This is a genomic window from Micromonospora sp. CPCC 205554, from assembly GCF_036902745.1.
GTDB lineage: Bacteria > Actinomycetota > Actinomycetes > Mycobacteriales > Micromonosporaceae > Micromonospora > Micromonospora tulbaghiae.
This window is the reverse complement of sequence record NZ_JBAKHP010000017.1, coordinates 39648-57968: the sequence shown is the minus strand read 5'-3', so window position 1 is coordinate 57968 and position 18321 is coordinate 39648. Positions and strand designations below refer to the sequence as shown.

The 18321-nt window shown below is 74.5% G+C and carries 19 protein-coding genes; 1 reads left to right on the top strand and 18 read right to left on the bottom strand.

Translation table 11 applies throughout. The features are described 5' to 3' along the window. The first annotated feature begins 63 nt into the window (after positions 1–63). Positions 64–768 carry an LON peptidase substrate-binding domain-containing protein gene (locus V6U82_RS20540; protein WP_120568837.1) on the top strand — a complete coding sequence of 235 codons (705 nt, stop codon included), beginning with the start codon at positions 64–66 and terminating at the stop codon, positions 766–768. Here the strand turns inward: V6U82_RS20540 and V6U82_RS20535 are convergent. From V6U82_RS20535 to V6U82_RS20450, 18 genes are all read right to left on the bottom strand, one after another. Then, entirely contained in the window at positions 734–1570 is an 837-nt protein-coding gene (locus V6U82_RS20535; RefSeq protein WP_334463571.1) for a DUF2567 domain-containing protein, read from the bottom strand. The two genes, V6U82_RS20540 and V6U82_RS20535, sit on opposite strands and share 35 nt — an antisense overlap. A 48-nt stretch (positions 1571–1618) precedes the next feature. Further along, a complete protein-coding gene (locus V6U82_RS20530; protein WP_334463569.1) occupies positions 1619–3166 on the bottom strand; it encodes an ATPase in 1548 nt (515 codons plus the stop codon). Positions 3167–3306: 140 nt separating this feature from the next. Beyond that, positions 3307–4155, bottom strand: a complete 849-nt coding sequence (locus V6U82_RS20525; RefSeq protein WP_334463567.1) for a hypothetical protein — start codon at positions 4153–4155, stop codon at positions 3307–3309. A gap of 1 nt (position 4156) precedes the next feature. Continuing rightward, the gene (locus tag V6U82_RS20520) at positions 4157–5101 is read right to left on the bottom strand and encodes an RluA family pseudouridine synthase (protein ID WP_128138470.1); all 945 of its coding nucleotides are present in this window, start codon (positions 5099–5101) and stop codon (positions 4157–4159) included. Beyond that, positions 5098–5700 (bottom strand): signal peptidase II, encoded by a 603-nt coding sequence (gene lspA, locus V6U82_RS20515; RefSeq protein WP_128138469.1) that lies wholly within the window; start codon positions 5698–5700, stop codon positions 5098–5100. The genes V6U82_RS20520 and lspA overlap by 4 nt, the downstream gene beginning before the upstream one ends. 66 nt (positions 5701–5766) lie before the next feature. Then, positions 5767–6186, bottom strand: coding sequence for a TraR/DksA family transcriptional regulator (locus V6U82_RS20510; protein WP_018785248.1), 420 nt, complete (start codon positions 6184–6186; stop codon positions 5767–5769). 225 nt (positions 6187–6411) lie between these two features. Further along, positions 6412–7917 (bottom strand): potassium/proton antiporter, encoded by a 1506-nt coding sequence (locus tag V6U82_RS20505; protein ID WP_128138468.1) that lies wholly within the window; start codon positions 7915–7917, stop codon positions 6412–6414. Positions 7918–7939: 22 nt separating this feature from the next. Further along, complete coding sequence (locus V6U82_RS20500; protein ID WP_120568830.1) at positions 7940–8248, bottom strand: DUF167 domain-containing protein; 309 nt, start codon at positions 8246–8248, stop codon at positions 7940–7942. A 2-nt stretch (positions 8249–8250) separates the two neighbouring features. Further along, complete coding sequence (locus V6U82_RS20495) at positions 8251–9021, bottom strand: hypothetical protein (RefSeq protein ID WP_436837002.1); 771 nt, start codon at positions 9019–9021, stop codon at positions 8251–8253. Between the two features lie 72 nt (positions 9022–9093). Then, on the bottom strand, positions 9094–9897 hold the full coding sequence (locus V6U82_RS20490; protein WP_091331126.1) for a DivIVA domain-containing protein: 804 nt from the start codon (positions 9895–9897) through the stop codon (positions 9094–9096). A 41-nt stretch (positions 9898–9938) separates the two neighbouring features. Beyond that, positions 9939–10244, bottom strand: a complete 306-nt coding sequence (locus tag V6U82_RS20485) for a YggT family protein (protein WP_013287596.1) — start codon at positions 10242–10244, stop codon at positions 9939–9941. A gap of 28 nt (positions 10245–10272) precedes the next feature. Further along, on the bottom strand, positions 10273–10974 hold the full coding sequence (locus tag V6U82_RS20480) for a cell division protein SepF (RefSeq protein ID WP_091420775.1): 702 nt from the start codon (positions 10972–10974) through the stop codon (positions 10273–10275). A gap of 193 nt (positions 10975–11167) precedes the next feature. After that, positions 11168–11914: a YggS family pyridoxal phosphate-dependent enzyme gene (locus V6U82_RS20475; RefSeq protein ID WP_334463556.1), complete on the bottom strand. Its 747-nt coding sequence runs from the start codon at positions 11912–11914 to the stop codon at positions 11168–11170. A gap of 9 nt (positions 11915–11923) precedes the next feature. Then, positions 11924–13039: a cell division protein FtsZ gene (gene ftsZ / locus V6U82_RS20470; RefSeq protein WP_030500246.1), complete on the bottom strand. Its 1116-nt coding sequence runs from the start codon at positions 13037–13039 to the stop codon at positions 11924–11926. Between the two features lie 228 nt (positions 13040–13267). After that, positions 13268–14083, bottom strand: coding sequence for a cell division protein FtsQ/DivIB (locus V6U82_RS20465; RefSeq protein ID WP_334463552.1), 816 nt, complete (start codon positions 14081–14083; stop codon positions 13268–13270). After that, on the bottom strand, positions 14080–15561 hold the full coding sequence (murC, locus tag V6U82_RS20460; RefSeq protein ID WP_334463550.1) for a UDP-N-acetylmuramate--L-alanine ligase: 1482 nt from the start codon (positions 15559–15561) through the stop codon (positions 14080–14082). Before murC ends, V6U82_RS20465 begins: the two co-directional genes overlap by 4 nt. A gap of 85 nt (positions 15562–15646) precedes the next feature. After that, on the bottom strand, positions 15647–16753 hold the full coding sequence (gene murG, locus V6U82_RS20455; RefSeq protein ID WP_334463548.1) for an undecaprenyldiphospho-muramoylpentapeptide beta-N-acetylglucosaminyltransferase: 1107 nt from the start codon (positions 16751–16753) through the stop codon (positions 15647–15649). Then, entirely contained in the window at positions 16753–18255 is a 1503-nt protein-coding gene (locus tag V6U82_RS20450; protein ID WP_435123424.1) for an FtsW/RodA/SpoVE family cell cycle protein, read from the bottom strand. Before V6U82_RS20450 ends, murG begins: the two co-directional genes overlap by 1 nt. Between the last annotated feature and the right edge of the window lie 66 nt (positions 18256–18321).

Genomic DNA, 18321 nt, shown 5'->3' with positions numbered 1-18321 from the left:
CGCACGCCGGGACGGTGAGCCGGGACACGCGCGGGCGGGCGGGTTGGCGATACGCTCGATCACGTGAGCGCACGGCTGCCGGTGTTCCCGCTCGGGACCGTCCTCTTCCCCGGGCTGGTCCTTCCGCTGCACATCTTCGAGGAGCGCTACAAGGCGCTGGTGCGCCACCTCGTGGGGCTGCCCGAGGGCGCGCCGCGCGAGTTCGGCGTGGTGGCGATCCAGGCCGGCTGGGAGGTCGCGCCGGCCGGGCCGCCGGGGCGTTCCGGGCCGGCCGGCGGCGAGGTCACGTTGCACGAGGTCGGCTGCACCGCCGAGCTGCGGCAGGTCACCGAGCTGGCCGACGGCGGCTTCGACATCGTCACGGTCGGGCGGCGGCGGTTCCGGGTCGCCGAGGTCGACGACTCCGCCGAGCCGTACCTCACCGCCGAGGTGGAGTGGCTGCCGGAGCCGGACGGCCCGGACGAGGTCTCCGACCTGCTGGCGGCCCGGGTGATCTCGGTGTTCCGGCAGTATCTGGGCCTGATCCGGCCGGACCAGCAGGAGATCACCGAGCAGTTGCCGGAGGATCCGACGGTCCTGTCGCACCTGGTCGCCGCGACCGCCGCGCTGACCGTCGCCGACCGGCAGCGGCTGCTCGCCGTCGACGACACGGCCGGCCGGCTACGCGCCGAGCTGCGCCTGCTCAACCGGGAGACGGCGTTGCTGCGGCAGGTGCGCGCGGTGCCGGTGCCGCTCAGCGAGCTGGCTGGTCCCCCGGCGCCGAACTGAACCCGGGCGGGGGCGGCGGCCAGGCCGCGTCGGGCTCCGGCTCCGGCCGCAGCGACGGCCACCGCGACCAGCCCGCCAGCAGCGTGTACGTGACGGCCGCGCCGAACGCGGCGAGGAGCAGGTTCCCGTGCGGCAACGGCAGCGGGCCGTACCAGTCGACGCCGCCGGCGCGCAGGTCGACGGGCTTGGTGAACGCGGTGCCCGGCTGCGCGGTCTCCACCAGCCGCTGGAACGCCGACAGCCCGATCCGGCGGCCGACCTGCCAGGCCACCACCGCCGCGCCGAGACCGCCGAGCGTCACCGCGAGCAGGCCGGCCGGGCCGCGCCGGCGGCGCAGCAGCACCCACAGGGCGATCGCGGCGAGCACGCCGAAGCCGAGCGCCAGGAGGCTGAACCAGCCGTCGGCGGCGATCGGCTGCTCCGGCTGCGTGGTCGCGTAGACCGCGCCGGCCGGGGTCTGCCGTACCGGGGTGGCGGGCGCCGCCCACGCCCAGAGCAGCCCCAGCGGAACGCCGAGCGTGGTGAGCAGCGCGACCACGCCGAGCGTGGTGACCAGCGGGCGGCCGGACCGGGAGGCGTCGGCGCCGGGCAGCTCCGCCACCACGCCGGGGTGCCCGGCGAGCGGGTCGGCGCCGGGCGCGGTGACCGGCGTGCCGGCCGGCACCGGCAGGCCACCGGGCCAGCCGGGCGGCTGCTCGCGCTCGGGCCACGCGCCGCCGGGACGCGGGGCGTCGCCGGTACGCGCGTCGGTGCCGTCGGTGCGCTCGCGCGCCCGCTCGGGCTCAGGGGTGTCCGGACTCACCCGTTGATCCTCTCAGGCCCGGGCACGGCGCGGGGCGGTGGTCGGCGCTCAGCGCGCGAACGGTTCCAGCATCACCGCCGCCGCCTTGAGCCAGGCGTCGCGGGTCTCGGCCTGGAGCTGGTGATACTCGATCGAGGAGCCGGTCTCCAGCGCCGGGTCGTAGGGCACCACGGCGACCGCACGGGTACGGGTGGCGAAGTGCCGTTCCAGGTCGTCCTGCAACGAGGTACGCCCCGGCGTGGGGCAGGAGATCAGCGTGACCGCGTTGTCGGCCAGCTCCCCCATGCCCACCTCGTGCAGCAGGTCGAGCATCCAGTCCGCGCTGAACGCCGCGTCCTCGCGCGGCACGGTGGTCACCACGAGCTGGTCGGCGGCCTGCATGACGGTGCGCCAGTTCGGGCTCTCCACGTTGTTGCCGGTGTCCACGCAGACCACCTCGTGGGTGCGGCGCAGCAGCTCCAGCACCCGCTTGACGGTGAACTGGTCGAGCCGCTGGGCGAAGCGCGGGCTCTCCTCGCCGGCCAGCACGTCGTACGAGCCGTCGGAGGCGTGCCGCAGGTAGTCGTCGAGGTGCGACAGCAGCGTGTTGCCCTCGAGGATCTCGATCTGCGCCAGGTCGTGGATCAGGTGACGGATGGTACGGGCGTGCCGGGCGCTGCCGGCGCGCAGACCGAGCGTGCCGCGCAGCTCGTTGTCGTCCCAGGCGAGCACGCCGCGCCCGCGTACGCTGCCCACCGTCGCGGCGGCGAGCACTGTCGCGGTGGTCTTGTGCACCCCGCCCTTGGGGTTGGCGAAGGCGAGCACCCTCGGGGTGCCCAGCTCGCGGCGCAGCACGCCGGTCGCCCGTTCCAGTTCCGGGTCCGGCTCCGGGGCGCGCCACTGCACCTGGGCCGCGTCGACCCGGCCGGAGCGGCCCTCCAGCGGGCGGCGGGGCGCGGGCACCACCGGCTCCGGGGCGGGCGGCGTGTCCGGCCGGTAGCGGCCCCGGTCGAGCAGCGCGTAGCGGGACTCGGCCGGCGGCGGCGCGGGACGGTAGCCGCCGTCGAGGAGGGAGTACCGGGACTCGGCCGGCGCCTCGGCCCGGCCGCGCGGCTCCGGACGGGCCGGCTCGGGCCGCCAGGACGGTTCCGGGCGCGGCTCGGCGGTGAAGGGCTGCTCGGGCGCGAACGACGGGTCGGGCGCGAACGACGGGTCGGCGCGCCAGGACGGGTCGGGCGGGTAGGGCTGCCCGGCGCGCCAGGACGGCTCGGGGTCGCTGCGGTACGCCGGTTCGGCCCGGTATGCCGGTTCGCCGTCGTGCCGGGGATCGGCGCGGAAGGCCGGGTCGACCCGGAACGTGGCCTCGGCCCGGTAACCGGGCTCGGCGCCGTACGACCCGTCGGGGGCGCGGCCGACGGCGGTGGCGCGGCCGGTCCACCCGGTGCCCGCGCCACGGCGGGGCAGCGGGTCGGGCGGCGGCGCCGGTTGCTCCTCGACGTGCCGGTCGGCGTCGGCGTGCTCCGCGCCGCGACCGCCGAGCCGGGCCCGGTCGAGCAGCGCCCGCCACCGCGGTGCCGGCTCGCCCTGCCGACCCCAGCCGGTCTCGCTGCCGTCCAAGGATTCGCCCTCCCCCAGCCCATCGATCTCCGCCTGACAGGCTACGAACGAAACCCTATTCGGACCACTCCCCGCGCCGCACATCGCCCGGTGGCCCGCCGCACCATGGGATCGGCCCGGTCGCCGCGTGCCCCGATGTCTCAGGAGGTGGGAGCGGGATTGGGTGTCCCGGAGCCGGCGACGGACGCGGGGGCGGTGGGTGAAGGTCCGCTCACCGTCCGTGCAGCTTCCGACGAATCGCCCATTCCGCCTGCCCCGGCCGGCTCGGTGTCGGCCGGCGGCCGGACCACGTCACGCTGCTCGGGCAGCGGCGGGGTGAACACGGTCCGGTCCAGACGGGTCACCTCCGGCGCCGGGTCCACCACCCGCACGCCCGGACGGCCGGCGAGCGCGCGCAGGGAGTCCGGCGCGGCACCGACCACCGCGGCGTAGACGCAGGCGCAGCCCGCCCGGTACGCCTGCGCCTCGCGGGCGGCGACCTCGGCGCCGCTGTCGTACACCCGGCGCAGCTCCGCATCGCCTGTGGTCGCGGCGGCGCGGGACCGGTAGTCCGCGGCCTCCCGGTCCTTGCGCGTCGCGACGCCGGCCATCCCGGCCACCACGTCCTGCGGCAGGCGCAGTGCCGCGATCCGGACGATCTCGGTCTGCCGGCCGGGCAGCGGCACCCGCGCCACCACCGCCGAGACCCGCGTGCCGTCCAGCGCGGCGGCCGCCCGCGCCGGGGTCAGGTAGTCGCCGAACGACACGAGGGCGTAGCCGTCGGGCGCGTCGAGGCGGGCCAGCTCGTCCCCGGCGGCGCGCAGGTACGCCGGGATGCTCGCGCCGTCGGTCACGCCGACCCGGGTCACCTCGCCGATGGTGCGGTCGCTCGCCGGGCGGTCCCGCCGCTGCGCCACCGCCACCACCAGCACCACGAGCGCGCAGGCCAGCGCGATCCAGGTCAGCGCGGCGGACCGGGACCGGCGCGGTGGCGCGGGATCGTCGCTCACGTCAGTCGCGCAGGATCTCCAGCGCCCGGGCCAGGTCGTCCGGGTACTCGCTGACGAACGTCACCTCGTCGCCGGTGCCCGGGTGCGCGAAGCTCAGCGAGCGGGCGTGCAGCCACTGCCGGGACAGCCCGAGCCGGGCGGACAGCGTCGGGTCCGCGCCGTAGGTCAGGTCGCCCACGCAGGGGTGCCGCATGCTGGAGAAGTGCACCCGGATCTGGTGCGTACGCCCGGTCTCCAGACGCACGTCGAGCAGGCTGGCGGCGGGGAACGCCTCGAGCGTGTCGTAGTGGGTGATGCTCGGCTTGCCGCCGGAGACCACCGCCCACCGGTAGTCGTGGTGCGGGTGCCTGTCGATCGGCGCGTCGATGGTGCCGCGCAGCGGATCCGGGTGGCCCTGCACCACGGCGTGGTAGCGCTTCTCCACCTCGCGGAACTTGAACGCCCGCTTCAGCGCGGTGTACGCGCGCTCGCTCTTGGCCACCGCCATGATCCCGGTGGTGCCCACGTCGAGCCGGTGCACCACGCCCTGCCGCTCGGCGGCGCCGCTGGTGGAGATCCGGTGGCCGATGCCGGCCAGCCCGCCGATCACGGTGGGGCCGGTCCAGCCCGGGCTCGGATGCGCCGCCACCCCGACCGGCTTGTCGACCACCACGATGTCGTCGTCGGCGTACACCACGGTCAGGCCGGGCACGGCCTGCGGCACCACGGCCGGCGGCGTGGCCGGCGCGGGCAGCGTGACCTCCAGCCACGAACCCGCCTTGACCTTGTGCGAGTTGGGTCGGGCCACGCCGTCGACGAGCGCGTCCCCGGCGTCGATCAGGCCGGCGGCGGCGGTGCGGGAGAGCCCGAACAGGCGGGACACGGCCTGGTCCAGGCGCATGCCGTCGAGGCCGTCGGGCACGGGCAGGGAACGGGTGTCGCCGCCGGCGGCGAACGCGGAGGTCACGCGGTCTCCCGCTGCTCGGCCGGGGCGGCGTCGTCGCGCTTCTCGTCGCGCAGCCGGGAGCCGTCGCGCTGCCGGCCGGTCAGCTCCAGGAAGACCGCCAGCACCACGCCGCACACCAGCGAGCTGTCGGCCAGGTTGAACACCGGCCAGACCTGGCCGTACGGGTCGAAGAGGCTGATCATGTCGACCACGTGGCCGACGAAGTGCCCGGGCGCGCGGAAGATCCGGTCGACCAGGTTGCCGAGCGCGCCGCCCAGCACCAGGCCCAGCGACACCGCCCACGGCAGCGAACGCAGCCGCAGCGCCATCCAGGTGATCCACCCGATCACCACGAACGTGATGATCGGGAAGACCCAGGTGTGGTCGGAGCCGATGCTCCATGCCGCGCCGCTGTTGCGGGTGAGGCTGAGGTAGACCGCGCCGCCGAGCAGCGACACCGGCTCCCGGCCGGTCAGCTCGGCGAGCGCGAGCTGCTTGGTGCCGAGGTCCGCCAGCAGCGAGAACAGGGACACGCCGAGCAGCAGGCCGACGGCCTTACGGCGGGGCGCGCCGGCGCCCGACTCGGTGGTGCCGGCCCCGGCGGGCGGTGCTGCGGTCATCTGCTCCCCATCGACGTTCGCGACGGTGTGGTCACCGTCTGCCGTACGGCCGCCGGGGAGCGGTGATCAGCGCCGCTCCTCCAGCTGCTTGCACGTCACGCAGAGGGTGGCCGACGGGAACGCGGCGAGCCGCTCCACCGGGATCGGGTTGCCGCACCGCTCGCACCAGCCGTAGCCACCCTCGTCGAGGCGCTCCAGCGCGCGCTCGACCTGCGTGATCCGTTCCTTGATGCTGTTGGCGAGAGAGATCTCCTGCTCCCGCTCGAACGTCTTGGTGCCGGTGTCGGCCTGGTCGTCCCCGGCCGAGTCGGTCAGCCGGTCGCGCTGAAGCTCGGTGATCTCGCTCAGCGTCTGATCGTACTCGGCGTTGAGCTCGTCCCGCCGTGCCGCCAGGGCGGCCCGGATCTTCTCGGTCTCCGCCGCGCTGCGGGTGGCCTTCGCCACCGGCTTGCGACCGGCGGTCCTGGTGTCGGCTGGCTTCGCCATCGTCAGCTCCCTCAGCCGCGTGGCGCGGCGGTCAGCGGTGCGTGGGCGGAGACGCCGCCGTCGGCGTCGTCCGCGTACGGAAGGGTGCACGGCGAGCGGGCCCGCCGTGCACTCCGGAGGTTGGCAAGAATACGGAACGTACAGGCGTCCGACAACGTGCCGCACCGTCGTCCCACGTATCCGCCCCGGACTGCCATCAATCGGGGCAAAAGGAACGGTAGCAGATCAGCGGGCCGGCTCCTCGCCGTACTCCCCGAACCACCTCGCCAGGCGGCCCCGGCGGCTCACCGCCCGCAGCCGCCGCTCGGTCTCGTCCCGCACGCCGGCGGTGGCGACGATGAGCAGGCTGTCCCCGACCTTGAACCGGGTGTCGGCGCCCGGCACGAACCCGACGCCGTCGCGCAGCACGAGCGTCACCGCGGCACCGACCGGCAGCCGCAGCTCGTCCACGTGCACCCCGGCCAGCCGCGATCCGGCCGGCACCTCCAGCTGGAGCAGGTCCGCGCGCATCCGTTCCAGCGGCGCGGTCTCCAGCAGGATCTCGCTCGCCTCGGCCGGCGCGGTCACGCCCAGCCGGCGGGCAGCCGGGGCCAGCGTCCCGGCCTGGAGCAACGTGAAGATCACCACCAGGACGAAGACGGCGTCGAACAGGCGATCAGCCCCCGGCACGTGCAGCGACAGCGGGATGGTCGCCAGCACGACCGGCACCGCGCCGCGCAGCCCGGCCCAGGACAGGAAGAGCTGCTCGCGCAGGTTCACCCGGAACGGCAGCGCGGACACCGCCACCGACAGCGGCCGGGCGAGCAGCAGCAGCGCCAGCCCGGTGATCACGGCCGGCAGCACCGCCGCGTCCAGCCGGCTCGGCGAGACCAGCAGACCGAGCAGCACGAACAGGCCGATCTGGGCCAGCCAGGCCAGCCCGTCGGCGAAACCCAGGATGGCCTGGCGGTGCGGCAGCCGCGAGTTGCCGAGCAGGACGCCCGCGACGTACACGGCGAGGAAGCCCGAGGCGTGCAGCACCGAGCCGGCCGCGTACGCCAGCACGGTGAAGCCGACCACCGCGATCGGGTACAGGCCGGCCGACGGCAGCGCGGCCCGGCGCAGCGCGTACCGGCCGGCCAGCCCGGCGCCGACCCCGACCGCCGCGCCGGCGCTCAGCTCGTAGCCGAGGAGCAGCACCTCGTACCACCAGGGGTGGGCGGCCTCGACCCCGGCGCGGGACAGCAGCAGCACCAGCAGCACGACCGGGGCGTCGTTCACGCCGGACTCGGCCTCCAGCGCGGCCACCAGCCGGGGCGGCAGGCGCAACCTGCGCAGCGTGGCGAACACAGCCGCGGCGTCGGTCGAGGAGAGCACCGCGCCGTAGAGCAGCGACAGCCGCCAGTCCAGCCCGAGCAGCAGGTGGACCACCACGCCGACGACCACGATGCTGACCACGACGCCGACCGTGGACAGCGCCGCGGCCAGCCCGAGCACCGGCCGCAACATGCTCCACCGCGCGGTCAGGCCGCCCTCCGCGATGATCACGATGAGCGCGCAGAAGCCCAGCACCCGGGTCAGCTCGACGTCGTCGAACCGGATGCCCAGGCCGGCCTCGCCGAGCAGCACGCCGAGCGCCAGGTAGACCAGCAGACTCGGTACGCCGAGCCGGGTGGAGAACCGCACCGCGCCCACCGCGACCAGCAGCACGGCGGCGCCCACGAGCAGCGCGACGTCGAGCCCAGGGGTCATCGCCGGCCGGCCCGACCGGACCTCACGCCGTGCTGCCGTCGCGCAGCCGGCGCAGCACCTCGGGCAGCCCGTCGTGCGGGCGCTCGACCAGGAACAGCTTGTCCCGGCTGGCCGCGCCGGAGCGCAGCGACACGGTCGCCGGCCGGACGCCGAGCGCGTCGGCGAGCGCGCGCCGGGCCGCCTCGGTGGCGCGGCCGTCCACGGCGGGCGCGTGCACCGCGACGACGAGCGCGGGGCCGTACGGCCCGTCGAACCGCCCGCCCACCCGGGCGCGGGCCGCCCCGGGCTTCACCCGCACCGCGACGGTGAGTGTGTCGTCCGCGATCGTCATGGTCAGCGCGGCCGGGCCTCGGCGAGCAGGGTGGTGGCGGCGGCGCAGCGCGCGCACGGGGTGAAACCCAGCGCGACCGCCTCGGCGACCGGCAGCGGTTCGTCCTCCCGGCCCACCAGGTGCGGGCAGTCGGGCAGGTGGAAGCGGGGATGGCCGTCGACCACCAGGACCTCGTCGGGCAGCCGGACCAGCCGGGCGACCTCACCGGTGGAGAGGAACTCGGCCGGCGGGTCGCCGTCGAACGCCTCGCCCGGTGCGGGCGAGGTGGGCCGCGTGGTCTCCGGCGCGCGGGGGCCGGGCGGCGAGTAGGGCGCCGCGTCCGCGACCACCGGATCCGGCGTCGCGTACGGCCCGGCGGCGGGCTCGGTGCCGAACGCCGTCGTGTACGGCCCCGCGGCGGGCTCGGTGTCGAGCGGCCCGGCCGGCGGCGAGTACGCGGCCGGCGGCGGGACGTCGTCCGGCTCGGTCACCGGCGACCCGGGCGGTTGCCGCCACCCGGATCCGCCGGCGCCGACGGTGGACGTGTGGTGCGGGACCGGGCTCACCGGTTCGTCCGGGGACGGGACGGTGTGCGGGGTCCGCAGTCGCGGCCCGGCCTCCCGGCCGGCCGTGGCCCGCGTCGCGGCTGCCTGGCGGGCGAACGCGACGAAGGCGACGGCGGACAGCAGGCTGGCCGCGATCGAGACGATGAGCAGGAGGCTGGATCCGCCGGCGAGGCCGGCGATCAGCAGCACGACCGCGACGAGGATGAGCAGGATGCTGGCGGCTACCACGGCTCACCCCCGGCCGCGTCGTGTCGGTCTGGGCGGTCGGTGGCCGTCACGGGGACGGCCACCGACGCGGGATCAGCGGCCGGACTCGAGCGAGCCCGCGCGGCCACCGCCGTAGGAGCCGGCGAGGCCGGCCGCGGCGAGACCGTTGCTGCCGGTGGCACGGTTGCCCTCGGAGCGGTTCATCTCCACCTCGAGACCCTGGCCGCGACCGTCGAGGTCACGCAGCTGGCTCTCCAGGTACGCCTTGAGGCGGGTGCGGTACTCGCGCTCGAACTGCTTGAGCTCCTCGATGTGCTTCTGCAGCGCGGTGCGCTTGGCGTCCAGGCCGCCCATGGCCTCCTGGTGCCGCTGGCGGGCGTCCCGCTCCAGGGCGTCGGCCTTGGCGCGCGCCTCCCGGGTGACCTCCTCGGCCTTGGAGCGGGCCTCGGAGAGCAGCTGGTCGGCCTCGCGACGGGCGTCGGAGACGTGGTCGTCGGCGGTGCGCTGGGCCATCATGAGCACCCGCAGCGCCTGCTGCTCGCCGTCACCGGTCACGCCGGCCGGGCCGCCCTGCGTGCGGACCTGCTCCAGCTCGGCCTGCATCGCGCGGGCCGCCTGCTCGGCGGCCGCCTTGTCGCGCTGCACCCGGTCGAGCTGGGCCTTGACGTCGTTGAGCTCCGCCGCGAGGCGGGCGTCGCCGCCGGGGCCGGCGGGAGCGCCACCCCGGCCGCCGCGCTCCACCTGGGCGCGCAGCTCGTTGTTCTCCTCGATCAGACGGGCCAGCTCGCGCTCGACCTCGTCCAGGAAGGCGTCGACCTCCTCCTCGTCATACCCCCGCTTGCCGATCGGCGGCTTTTTGAAGGCGACGTTGTGGACGTCGGCCGGGGTCAGCGGCATCGAAACTCCTCGGGTCAGTTGCGGCCGCGAAAGCGCTCTGGTCAGGCAAACGCGAAGATCAGGCGCCTAAACACGAACTCCATCAGCACGAACAGGATAACCAGGAGCACAAGGGAGGCCAGGTCGATGCTCACGGTACCAATTCGCAGTGGTGGGATCACACGCCTCAACGCTCGCAGGGGCGGATCAGTGACGCTCCACACGACTTCCAGTCCCGCCGACGCTCCCCGTCCCGGTTGCCAGCGGCGACCATAGGCCAGCACCGCCCCAAGAACAAATCGCGCCAAAAGGACAATGAGGAAGATGTACAGCAGCAGGTAGAGCACCTGGAACAGGATCGACAACACGGCAGGCGACGTCCCTCGGTCGTGCGGCTCAGCTCAGGCTGAAGAAGCCGCCCTCAGCGATCTTGGCCTTGTCCTCCGCGGTGACCTGGACGTTGGCCGGTGAGAGCAGGAACACCCGGTTGGTCACGCGCTCGATCGTACCGCGCAGACCGAACGCGAGCCCGGCGGCGAAGTCGACGAGCCGGCGGGCGTCCGCCTCGTCCATCTCGGTGAGATTGATGATCACCGGCACGCCGTCACGGAAGTGCTCGCCGATGGTCCGCGCCTCGCGGTACGTGGTCGGGTGCAGCGTGGTGATCTGGTAGCGCTGCTCGTCCTCCGGCGCCACACGCTCCCGCTCGCGCGGCTGGGCCTGCGGCGCGAGCGCGAGGTTGTCACGCGTGTGGTAGGTCAGGGCGCCCGAGGTGTCACCGGCGGAGGACCGGGTGATCGACCGCACGCTGGACCGCTCGGCCCGCTCCGGGCGCTCGGACTCGGCCCGGTCGGCGTCGACCGCGCGGCTGGAGGCGCGCTCGGACAGCCGGCCCCGGTCGCCGAGCCGGCTCCGCGTCGTCGGCGGCTCCTCGGCCTCGTCGTCGTCCTCGTCGGCGAACTCCTCGGCGTACCGGCTCGACCGGTAGCGCGACGAGTCCCGGTAGCCACCCTTGTCGTAGCCACCGTCCTCGTACGCCCGCTCGTCGTCCTCCTCGACGAGACCGAGCCAGACCCCCGCCTTGCGCAGTGCACCCATCCCCGCGCCCTTCCGTCCGCCGTGCGGCACGCGCCCCCGTGCCGTGTCGCTTGATCACGAGTGGACGATCATGCCCACCGGACCGGATCGGCAATCCCCTGACGCGCGGTTCGCGGTCCGCCCGTCACGGCCCCCGGCTACGGGAACGCCGTCCTGAACAACACTGATGTAATTTGCTTCCGTCGTGGTGAGGCTACCGCAGCGCAGGGCGCATTCCGAGCAACGCGCTGCCGACACGGACATGTGTCGCGCCGTGACCGACCGCGCTCTCCAGGTCTCCGCTCATGCCCGCCGACAGCACCGTCGCACCCGGGTGGTCGGCCCGCAGCGCCGCCGCCACCTCGGCCAGCCGGGCGAACGCCCGGTCCGGCTCCCAGCCCAGCGGCGCCACCGCCATCAGGCCCGCCAGCCGCAGACCGTCGGCGCCGGCCACCGCCGCGGCCACCGGGTCGAGCCCTCGCTGCGGATCGGCAACGCCGGGCAGCGCCCCGCCCCGGGCCGGGTCGCCGTCGATGCTCACCTGCACCAGCACGTCCAGCGGCCGGTCCCGGACCGCGCCGGCGGCGGCGTCCAGCGCGGCGGCCAGCCGGACGCTGTCCACCGACTGGACCACGTCGGCGTACCGGACCACCGATCGGGCCTTGTTGCGCTGCAACTGGCCGATGAAGTGCCAGCGCGGCGAGGCGCCGGCGTCGGCCACCGCCTCCGCCTTCGGCGCCGCCTCCTGGTCGCGGTTCTCCCCGACGTCGGTCACACCGAGCCCGGCCAGCGCGACCACGTCCGCCGCCGGGTACGTCTTGGTCACCGCGACCAGGGTGACCTCGTCGCGCTGCCGCCCGGCGGCGGCGCAGGCGTCGGCGATGCGGGCCCGGACCCGGGCCAGACCGGCCGCGAGTTCGGCACGCCGCTCGGGCCGCACCGCCGTCTGTGACTCCGTCATCGGCGCGGCTCAGGACCCGTTCTTGAGGAAGTCGGGCACGTCGACGTCGTCGAAGAGCACCCGGCGCGACGGCTGCTGCGGCGCCGGCATGGTGGCCGGCGGGCTCACCGGCGCGTTCGGCTGGGCCGGCGGGTTCTGGTTGCTCTTGCGCGGCGGCTCCACCGCCTTGTACGCCGGCGCGCCCCCGTCGAAGCCCGCCGCGATCACGGTGACCCGCACCTCGTCGCCGAGCGCGTCGTCGATGACCGCGCCGAAGATGATGTTCGCGTCCGGGTGGGCCGCGTCGGTGACCAGCTGCGCCGCGTCGTTGATCTCAAACAGGCCGAGGTCCGATCCGCCGGCGATGGACAGCAGCACGCCGCGCGCGCCGTCCATGCTCTGCTCCAGCAGCGGGCTGGAGATGGCCGCCTCGGCCGCCTCGACGGCGCGGTTCTCGCCCCGGGCGCTGCCGATGCCCATCAGCGCGCTGCCGGCGCCGCTCATCACGCTCTTCACGTCGGCGAAGTCCAGGTTGATCAGACCCGGCGTGGTGATCAGGTCGGTGATGCCCTGGACACCGGAGAGGAGCACCTGGTCCGCGGTTCGGAACGCGTCCATCATGGAGATGTTGCGGTCGCCGAGCGCGAGCAGCCGGTCGTTCGGGATCACGATGAGCGTGTCGCACTGGTTGCGCAGCTCCTCGATGCCCGCCTCGGCCTGGACCTGCCGGCGCTTGCCCTCGAACGAGAACGGCCGGGTGACCACACCGATGGTGAGCGCGCCGAGCTTGCGGGCGATGTTCGCCACGACCGGCGCGCCGCCGGTGCCGGTGCCGCCACCCTCGCCGCAGGTCACGAACACCATGTCGGCGCCCTTGAGTACCTCTTCGATCTCGTCGCGGTGGTCCTCGGCGGCGTTCTTGCCGACGTCCGGGTTGGCGCCCGCGCCCAGTCCCCGGGTCAGCTCCCGGCCCACGTCGAGCTTGACGTCGGCGTCGCTCATCAGCAACGCCTGCGCGTCGGTGTTGATCGCGATGAACTCGACGCCCTTGAGCCCAACCTCGATCATCCGGTTGACGGCGTTGACGCCGCCGCCCCCGATGCCGACGACCTTGATGACCGCCAGGTAGTTGTGCGGAGGTGTCATCTCCGGTCCTTTCCCTTCGAGATTGGCATGGGCCGACCCCACACGGCTTGGCCGGATCAGCGGCCTCCGACGGCTGAACCCTCACCCTCTACTAGAGGCTTAGAGTTATGTCAACCACTGATCTCTTCGGGGCAACGTATGCGCCGCCGCGCCAGGAGCCAAGGACCCGTTCCGGCGTGTCGCCGACCGAGCGACAGGGGACACATCACCCGCTCGCTGAGCCACGGGTCACTCGAACGTGACCACGTCCGGCGCGCTGACGTCGATCCGGTCCGCCTTGCGGCTCAGCAACGCGGTCGCCACGGTGGACTTGTCGGTGCCTCGGGAGGCGTCACCCCAGAACACCTGACGCTCCCCGCGCAGCACCAGCGTGATCCGGGCCAGCCCGGCCACGTCCACCGCGACCAGCTCCGCGCGCAGCTTCTCCCCCAGCGAGCCGAGCACCGCCAGCCCGGCCCGCGTACCCGGATCGTCGGGGCCCGGCCGGGCCACCTTGACCAGCGGCAACCCGTCCGGCGCCCGGTCCAGGCGCTGGAACACCACACCCGAGCCGTCGACGACCACGAAGCCCTCACCCTGCGGCACCGCCGCCACCGCGGTGCGCTCCTGCACCCGGATCACGAGCGTGTCCGGCCACTGGCGCTCCACACTGGCGCGGGCCACCGGCGGCAGCGTGCCGACCTTGCGCGCGGTCGCGTCCAGGTCCACCCGGGCCAGCGGCGCGTTGTCCGGCACCGCGGCGGCGTCGCGGATCTGCACCGGGGTGACCAGCCGCGCGCCGACCACCCGTACCTCGCGTACGCCGAACAGACCGGTGCCCAGCACCGTCCACGCCACCAGGCCCGCGACGGCGAGCACCGCGGCGGCGACCGCCCAGGGCAGCACGGCCCGCATCCGCCGCTGGCGGGCCCGGGCCATGAACCGGCGGGTCGACGGCGGCACGGCGTCCGCGTTCGCCCGCACGAGCTGCCAGCGCCGGGCCGGGCTGCGCCGCCCGCCGCCGTCCGGGCCGGGGGTACGGCCGCGGGCCGGACCGGGACTCATCCGGCCGGGGTCGCCGCGCCGTCCGGGTCGACGCCGGCGCCCAGCCCCGTGCCCCCGGCGGAGCGGGCGAGCAGGGCGTCGAGCAACTGGTCACCCATCAGCGAGATCGGCGGCGCGCCCATGGTCACCACCACGTCGCCGGTCCGCGCCCGCCGGGCCACCTCGCCCGGCACGTCGTCCCACGCCTCGACGAACACCTTGCGCTCGGCCGGCAGCGGCACCTCCTGGATCAGCGCGGCCGAGCCCTCGCCGGGGCGGCGCGTCTCGCCGGGACCGAAGACCTCCAGCAGCACCACCTCGTCGGCGATGCCGAGCGCGGCGGCGATCTCCGCCTGGTTGTCGCGGGTGCGGTAGAGACGGTACGGCTGGAACACCACGATCAGCCGGCCGTCGCCGGCCACCTCGCGCAGCGTCTGCAACGCCAGCGTCATCGAGGTCGGGTGGTAGGCGTACTCGTCGTACACCAGCACGCCGTCCGCCGCGCCCTTGCGCTCGAACCGGCGCCGCACGCCCGGGAACGCGCCGAGCGCGGCCTCCGCCGCGGCCACCGGCAGTTCCAGCAGGTACGCGGCGAGCACCGCGGCCGCGCTGTTGAGCGCCATGTGCCGGCCCGGTACGGGCAGCCGGATCTCACCGAGCGGCCGGCCCTCGACCTCGGCCTGGTAGCGCACCCCGTGCGCGGACGACACGACCTCGCTCATCCGCAGGTCCGCGTCGGCGGACTCGCCGTACGTCCAGACCCGGCGGCCCTCGGCGCGCAGCGTGTCGGCCAGCCGGCGTCCGCCCGCGTCGTCGGCGCAGGTGATCACGAAGCCGGCCGGGTCGGTGAGCCGGGCGAACTCGGCGAACGCCGCCTCCAGGGTGGCCAGGTCGCCGTAGGTGTTGAGGTGGTCCGCCTCGATGTTCGTGATGATCGACACGAACGGCCGGTAGATGAGGAACGAGCGGTCGCTCTCGTCCGCCTCGACCACGAAGTGCTCGCCGGTCCCGTGGTGCGCGCCGGAACCCACCTCGGAGATCTCGCCGCCGATCACGAACGACGGGTCGGTGCCGGCCTGCTGGAGCACCATGGTGACCATCGAGGTGGTGGACGTCTTGCCGTGGGTGCCCGCGACCGCCACCGTGCGGCGGCCGGTCATCGCGGCGGCGAGCGCCTCGGAGCGGTGCAGCACCCGCAGACCCCGGCGGCGCGCCTCGACCATCTCCAGGTGGTCCTGCGGGATGGCCGAGGAGTAGACGACCGTGTCCACCCCGTCGAGGTTGGACGCCTCGTGGCTGGAGTGGATGGTGCCGCCGAGCGCCCGCAGGCCGGCCAGCGACGGCCACTCCCGCAGCTCGCTGCCGGAGACCGGCAGGCCCCGGGTCAGGAAGAGCCGGGCCAGCCCGGCCATCCCGACGCCGCCCACCCCGATCAGGTGGATCCGGCCCAGGTCCTCCGCCGTCATGGTGCCGGCGGGCGTGAACTGCGCGGTGTTCATCAGACGTACCTTCCCGTCGCGGTGTCGCACATCGCTGAGCCACCGTTGTTCGCGACTGCGGGGCTCGCAAGCTCGCTCCTCGCGCTCACCGAGCCACCACCTCGTAGACGAAGTTCAGCAGCGCCACGTCGCCGTCCCGGCGGCCGTACCCGGCAGCGGCGGCGCCCATCGCGTAGAGCCGCTGCGGGTCGCGGATCAGCGGGATCACCGTCCGCTCCACCCAGGCCGGGGTCATCTCGGCGTCGTCGACCAGCAGGCCGCCGCCCGCCTCCACCACCGGCAGCGCGTTGCGCTTCTGCTCCTGGTTGCTGTGCGGGTAGGGCACGTAGACGGTGGGCAGGCCGATCGCGGCCACCTCGGCGCAGGTCATCGCGCCGCCCCGGGCCAGCATCAGGTCCGCGGCCGCGTAGCCCAGCTCCATCTCGGACAGGTACGGCAGCGTGACGTACGGCACCGGCAGGTCGGTCGGCACGGAGACCGGCTCGTTGCGGGCGCCGATGACGTGCAGCACCTGCACACCGTTGCGGGCCAGTTCCTTCGCCGCGCCGGAGACGGCCAGGTTGATCGAGCGGGCGCCCTGCGAGCCACCGGCGACGAACAGCACCGGCAGGTCGGGACGGAGTCCGAAGTGGGCGCGGGCGGCGTCGCGCAGCGCGGCCCGGTCCAGCCCGGCGATGCCCCGGCGCAGCGGCACGCCCACCACCCGGGCGTCGCGCAGCGCCTCGGCCTGGGCCGGCTGGTGCGGGAAGCCCACCGCGACGTTCTTGGTGAACTTCATCCCGAGCCGGTTCGCCACACCCGGCGGCACGTTCACCTCGTGGATGACGATGGGCAGCTCCCGCCGCCACGCGGCCAGGTAACCGGGCACCGAGACGTACCCGCCGAAGCCGACCACGGCGTCGGCCTGGACCTCGTCGATCACCTTGCCCGCCGCGCGCGCCGCCTTCCACATCCGGTCCGGGGTCCGCACCAGGCTCATGTTGACCGACCGGGGAAGCTGGTAGGCCGGGATCTGCCGCAGGTCGTAGCCGGCCGGCGGGATCAGCTCGTTCTCCAGCCCCTTCGGTGTGCCCAGACAGGTGATCCGGACGCTCGGGTCGTGTCGGCGCAGGCAGTCGGCGAAGGCGAGCAGCGGGTAGATGTGCCCGCCCGTACCCCCTCCGCAGAGCACCACCGAACGCAGCGGACCCATCAGCGTCTCCTCTCGCTCGCCGCGCCGGAGCGCGCCCGGTCGGACCGGGCGCCGCGGGGCGCGGCCTGGTCGTCCTGCCGCCGCTGACGGGACCGGGGCACGGACCCACGGTCGGCCGGGGGCGGCGCCGGCTTACGGCGCCGGCCGGGAAGCGGCGGCAACGGGGCCCACACTAGTCGGACCCATCGGGCGGGCGGACGGGCATGCAGCGCTCGCGCCGCGTCCGGCTCCGCGCGGGCGAACGAGGCGAGCATGCCGATCGCGGCGAGCGTCACCACCAGGGCGCTGCCGCCGTCGGAGATGAACGGCAGCGGTACGCCGGTCAGCGGCAGCAGGCCGGTCACGCCGCCGATGTTGATGACGGCCTGGCCGACCAGCCAGGCGGTCACGCCGGCGGCGGCGAGCCGGCGGAACGGGTCCTCGACCCGGCGGGCGATCCGCATCCCGGTGTACGCGAGCACGGCGAACAGTGTCAGGACCACTGTGCAGCCGACCACGCCCAGTTCCTCGGCGACGATGGCGAAGATGAAGTCGTTGTGCGCCTCGGGCAGGTAGTTCCACTTCAGCGAGCTCTGGCCCAGGCCGACGCCGAACCAGCCGCCGTTGCCGATCGCGTAGCGGGCCTGCACGAGCTGGTAGCAGTAGTCCAGCTTCTGCTCGAAGCAGGTCTTCGGATCCGGCGGGTCGAGCCACATGGTGAGACGGCCGAGCCGGTAGTTGTCCGCGTCCCGGGAGCCGGAGCCGGCGCCGAGCGAGGCGGCGGCCACCAGCAGGCCGATGCCGGCCAGGCCGATCGCGGAGAGCGCGGCGAAGACCCGGCCCCGCACACCGGCCGCCCAGAGCAGCCCGACCACGAGCGCCAGCAGGCACAGCATGCTGCCCAGGTCGTTGAAGCCGACCAGCACGAACAGCAGGCCCACCACCGGGAACAGCGGTGTGGCCAGTTCCTTCCACCAGCCCAGCGCGGCGCCCTTGCGGGCCAGCACGTGCGCCGCCCACAGCACCAGCGCGAATTTCGCCACCTCGACCGGTTGCAGCGAGATCGGGCCGAGGGAGAGCGAGAGGAGTTCGGCCCGTAGCGGCCCGATCGACGTCACCCCGAACAGCGAGTTCAGCGCGACGAACAGGTTGAGCGTGAGCAGCAGCGCCACCGCCACGCCGAGCGCCGGGCGGCTCACCGCCCGGAACGTGCGCGCGGGCAGCCGCTGGCAGGCCCAGAACGCGCCGATGCCGATCACCGCGAACACGGCCTGCTTGGTCAGCGACGCGGACGCGTCGCCGCCCTCGGCGAAGTCCTTCACGCTCGTGGCGGAGAAGACCATGGTGAGGCCGATCAGCAGCAGCAGGCCGGCGCTGGACAGCAGCAGGTAGTACGAGGCCAGCGGCCGGGCCAGCAGGCCGCGCAGCGCGGCCAGGCCACCCGCCGGATCCCAGCGCGTCGCGGGCGGGTCGGCCGGCGGCGTGGCAGCCGGGGCACGGCGGGCCGGCGGGTCGCTGGTCACCTGGATGTCTCGTCCCTCCCCCACAGGCCCATCATGGCCGCTCGACCCGCCCGCCCGTGGCGCAAC

What these genes read in the sequence shown, in the direction of transcription:
- lspA (WP_128138469.1), bottom strand. Translation starts at nt 5,700, where the DNA reads ATGACCGCAGCACCGCCCGCCGGGGCCGGCACCACCGAGTCGGGCGCC.
- V6U82_RS20510 (WP_018785248.1), bottom strand. Translation starts at nt 6,186, where the DNA reads ATGGCGAAGCCAGCCGACACCAGGACCGCCGGTCGCAAGCCGGTGGCG.
- V6U82_RS20505 (WP_128138468.1), bottom strand. Translation starts at nt 7,917, where the DNA reads ATGACCCCTGGGCTCGACGTCGCGCTGCTCGTGGGCGCCGCCGTGCTG.
- V6U82_RS20500 (WP_120568830.1), bottom strand. Translation starts at nt 8,248, where the DNA reads ATGACGATCGCGGACGACACACTCACCGTCGCGGTGCGGGTGAAGCCC.
- V6U82_RS20490 (WP_091331126.1), bottom strand. Translation starts at nt 9,897, where the DNA reads ATGCCGCTGACCCCGGCCGACGTCCACAACGTCGCCTTCAAAAAGCCG.
- V6U82_RS20480 (WP_091420775.1), bottom strand. Translation starts at nt 10,974, where the DNA reads ATGGGTGCACTGCGCAAGGCGGGGGTCTGGCTCGGTCTCGTCGAGGAG.
- V6U82_RS20475 (WP_334463556.1), bottom strand. Translation starts at nt 11,914, where the DNA reads ATGACGGAGTCACAGACGGCGGTGCGGCCCGAGCGGCGTGCCGAACTC.
- ftsZ (WP_030500246.1), bottom strand. Translation starts at nt 13,039, where the DNA reads ATGACACCTCCGCACAACTACCTGGCGGTCATCAAGGTCGTCGGCATC.
- V6U82_RS20465 (WP_334463552.1), bottom strand. Translation starts at nt 14,083, where the DNA reads ATGAGTCCCGGTCCGGCCCGCGGCCGTACCCCCGGCCCGGACGGCGGC.
- murC (WP_334463550.1), bottom strand. Translation starts at nt 15,561, where the DNA reads ATGAACACCGCGCAGTTCACGCCCGCCGGCACCATGACGGCGGAGGAC.
- murG (WP_334463548.1), bottom strand. Translation starts at nt 16,753, where the DNA reads ATGGGTCCGCTGCGTTCGGTGGTGCTCTGCGGAGGGGGTACGGGCGGG.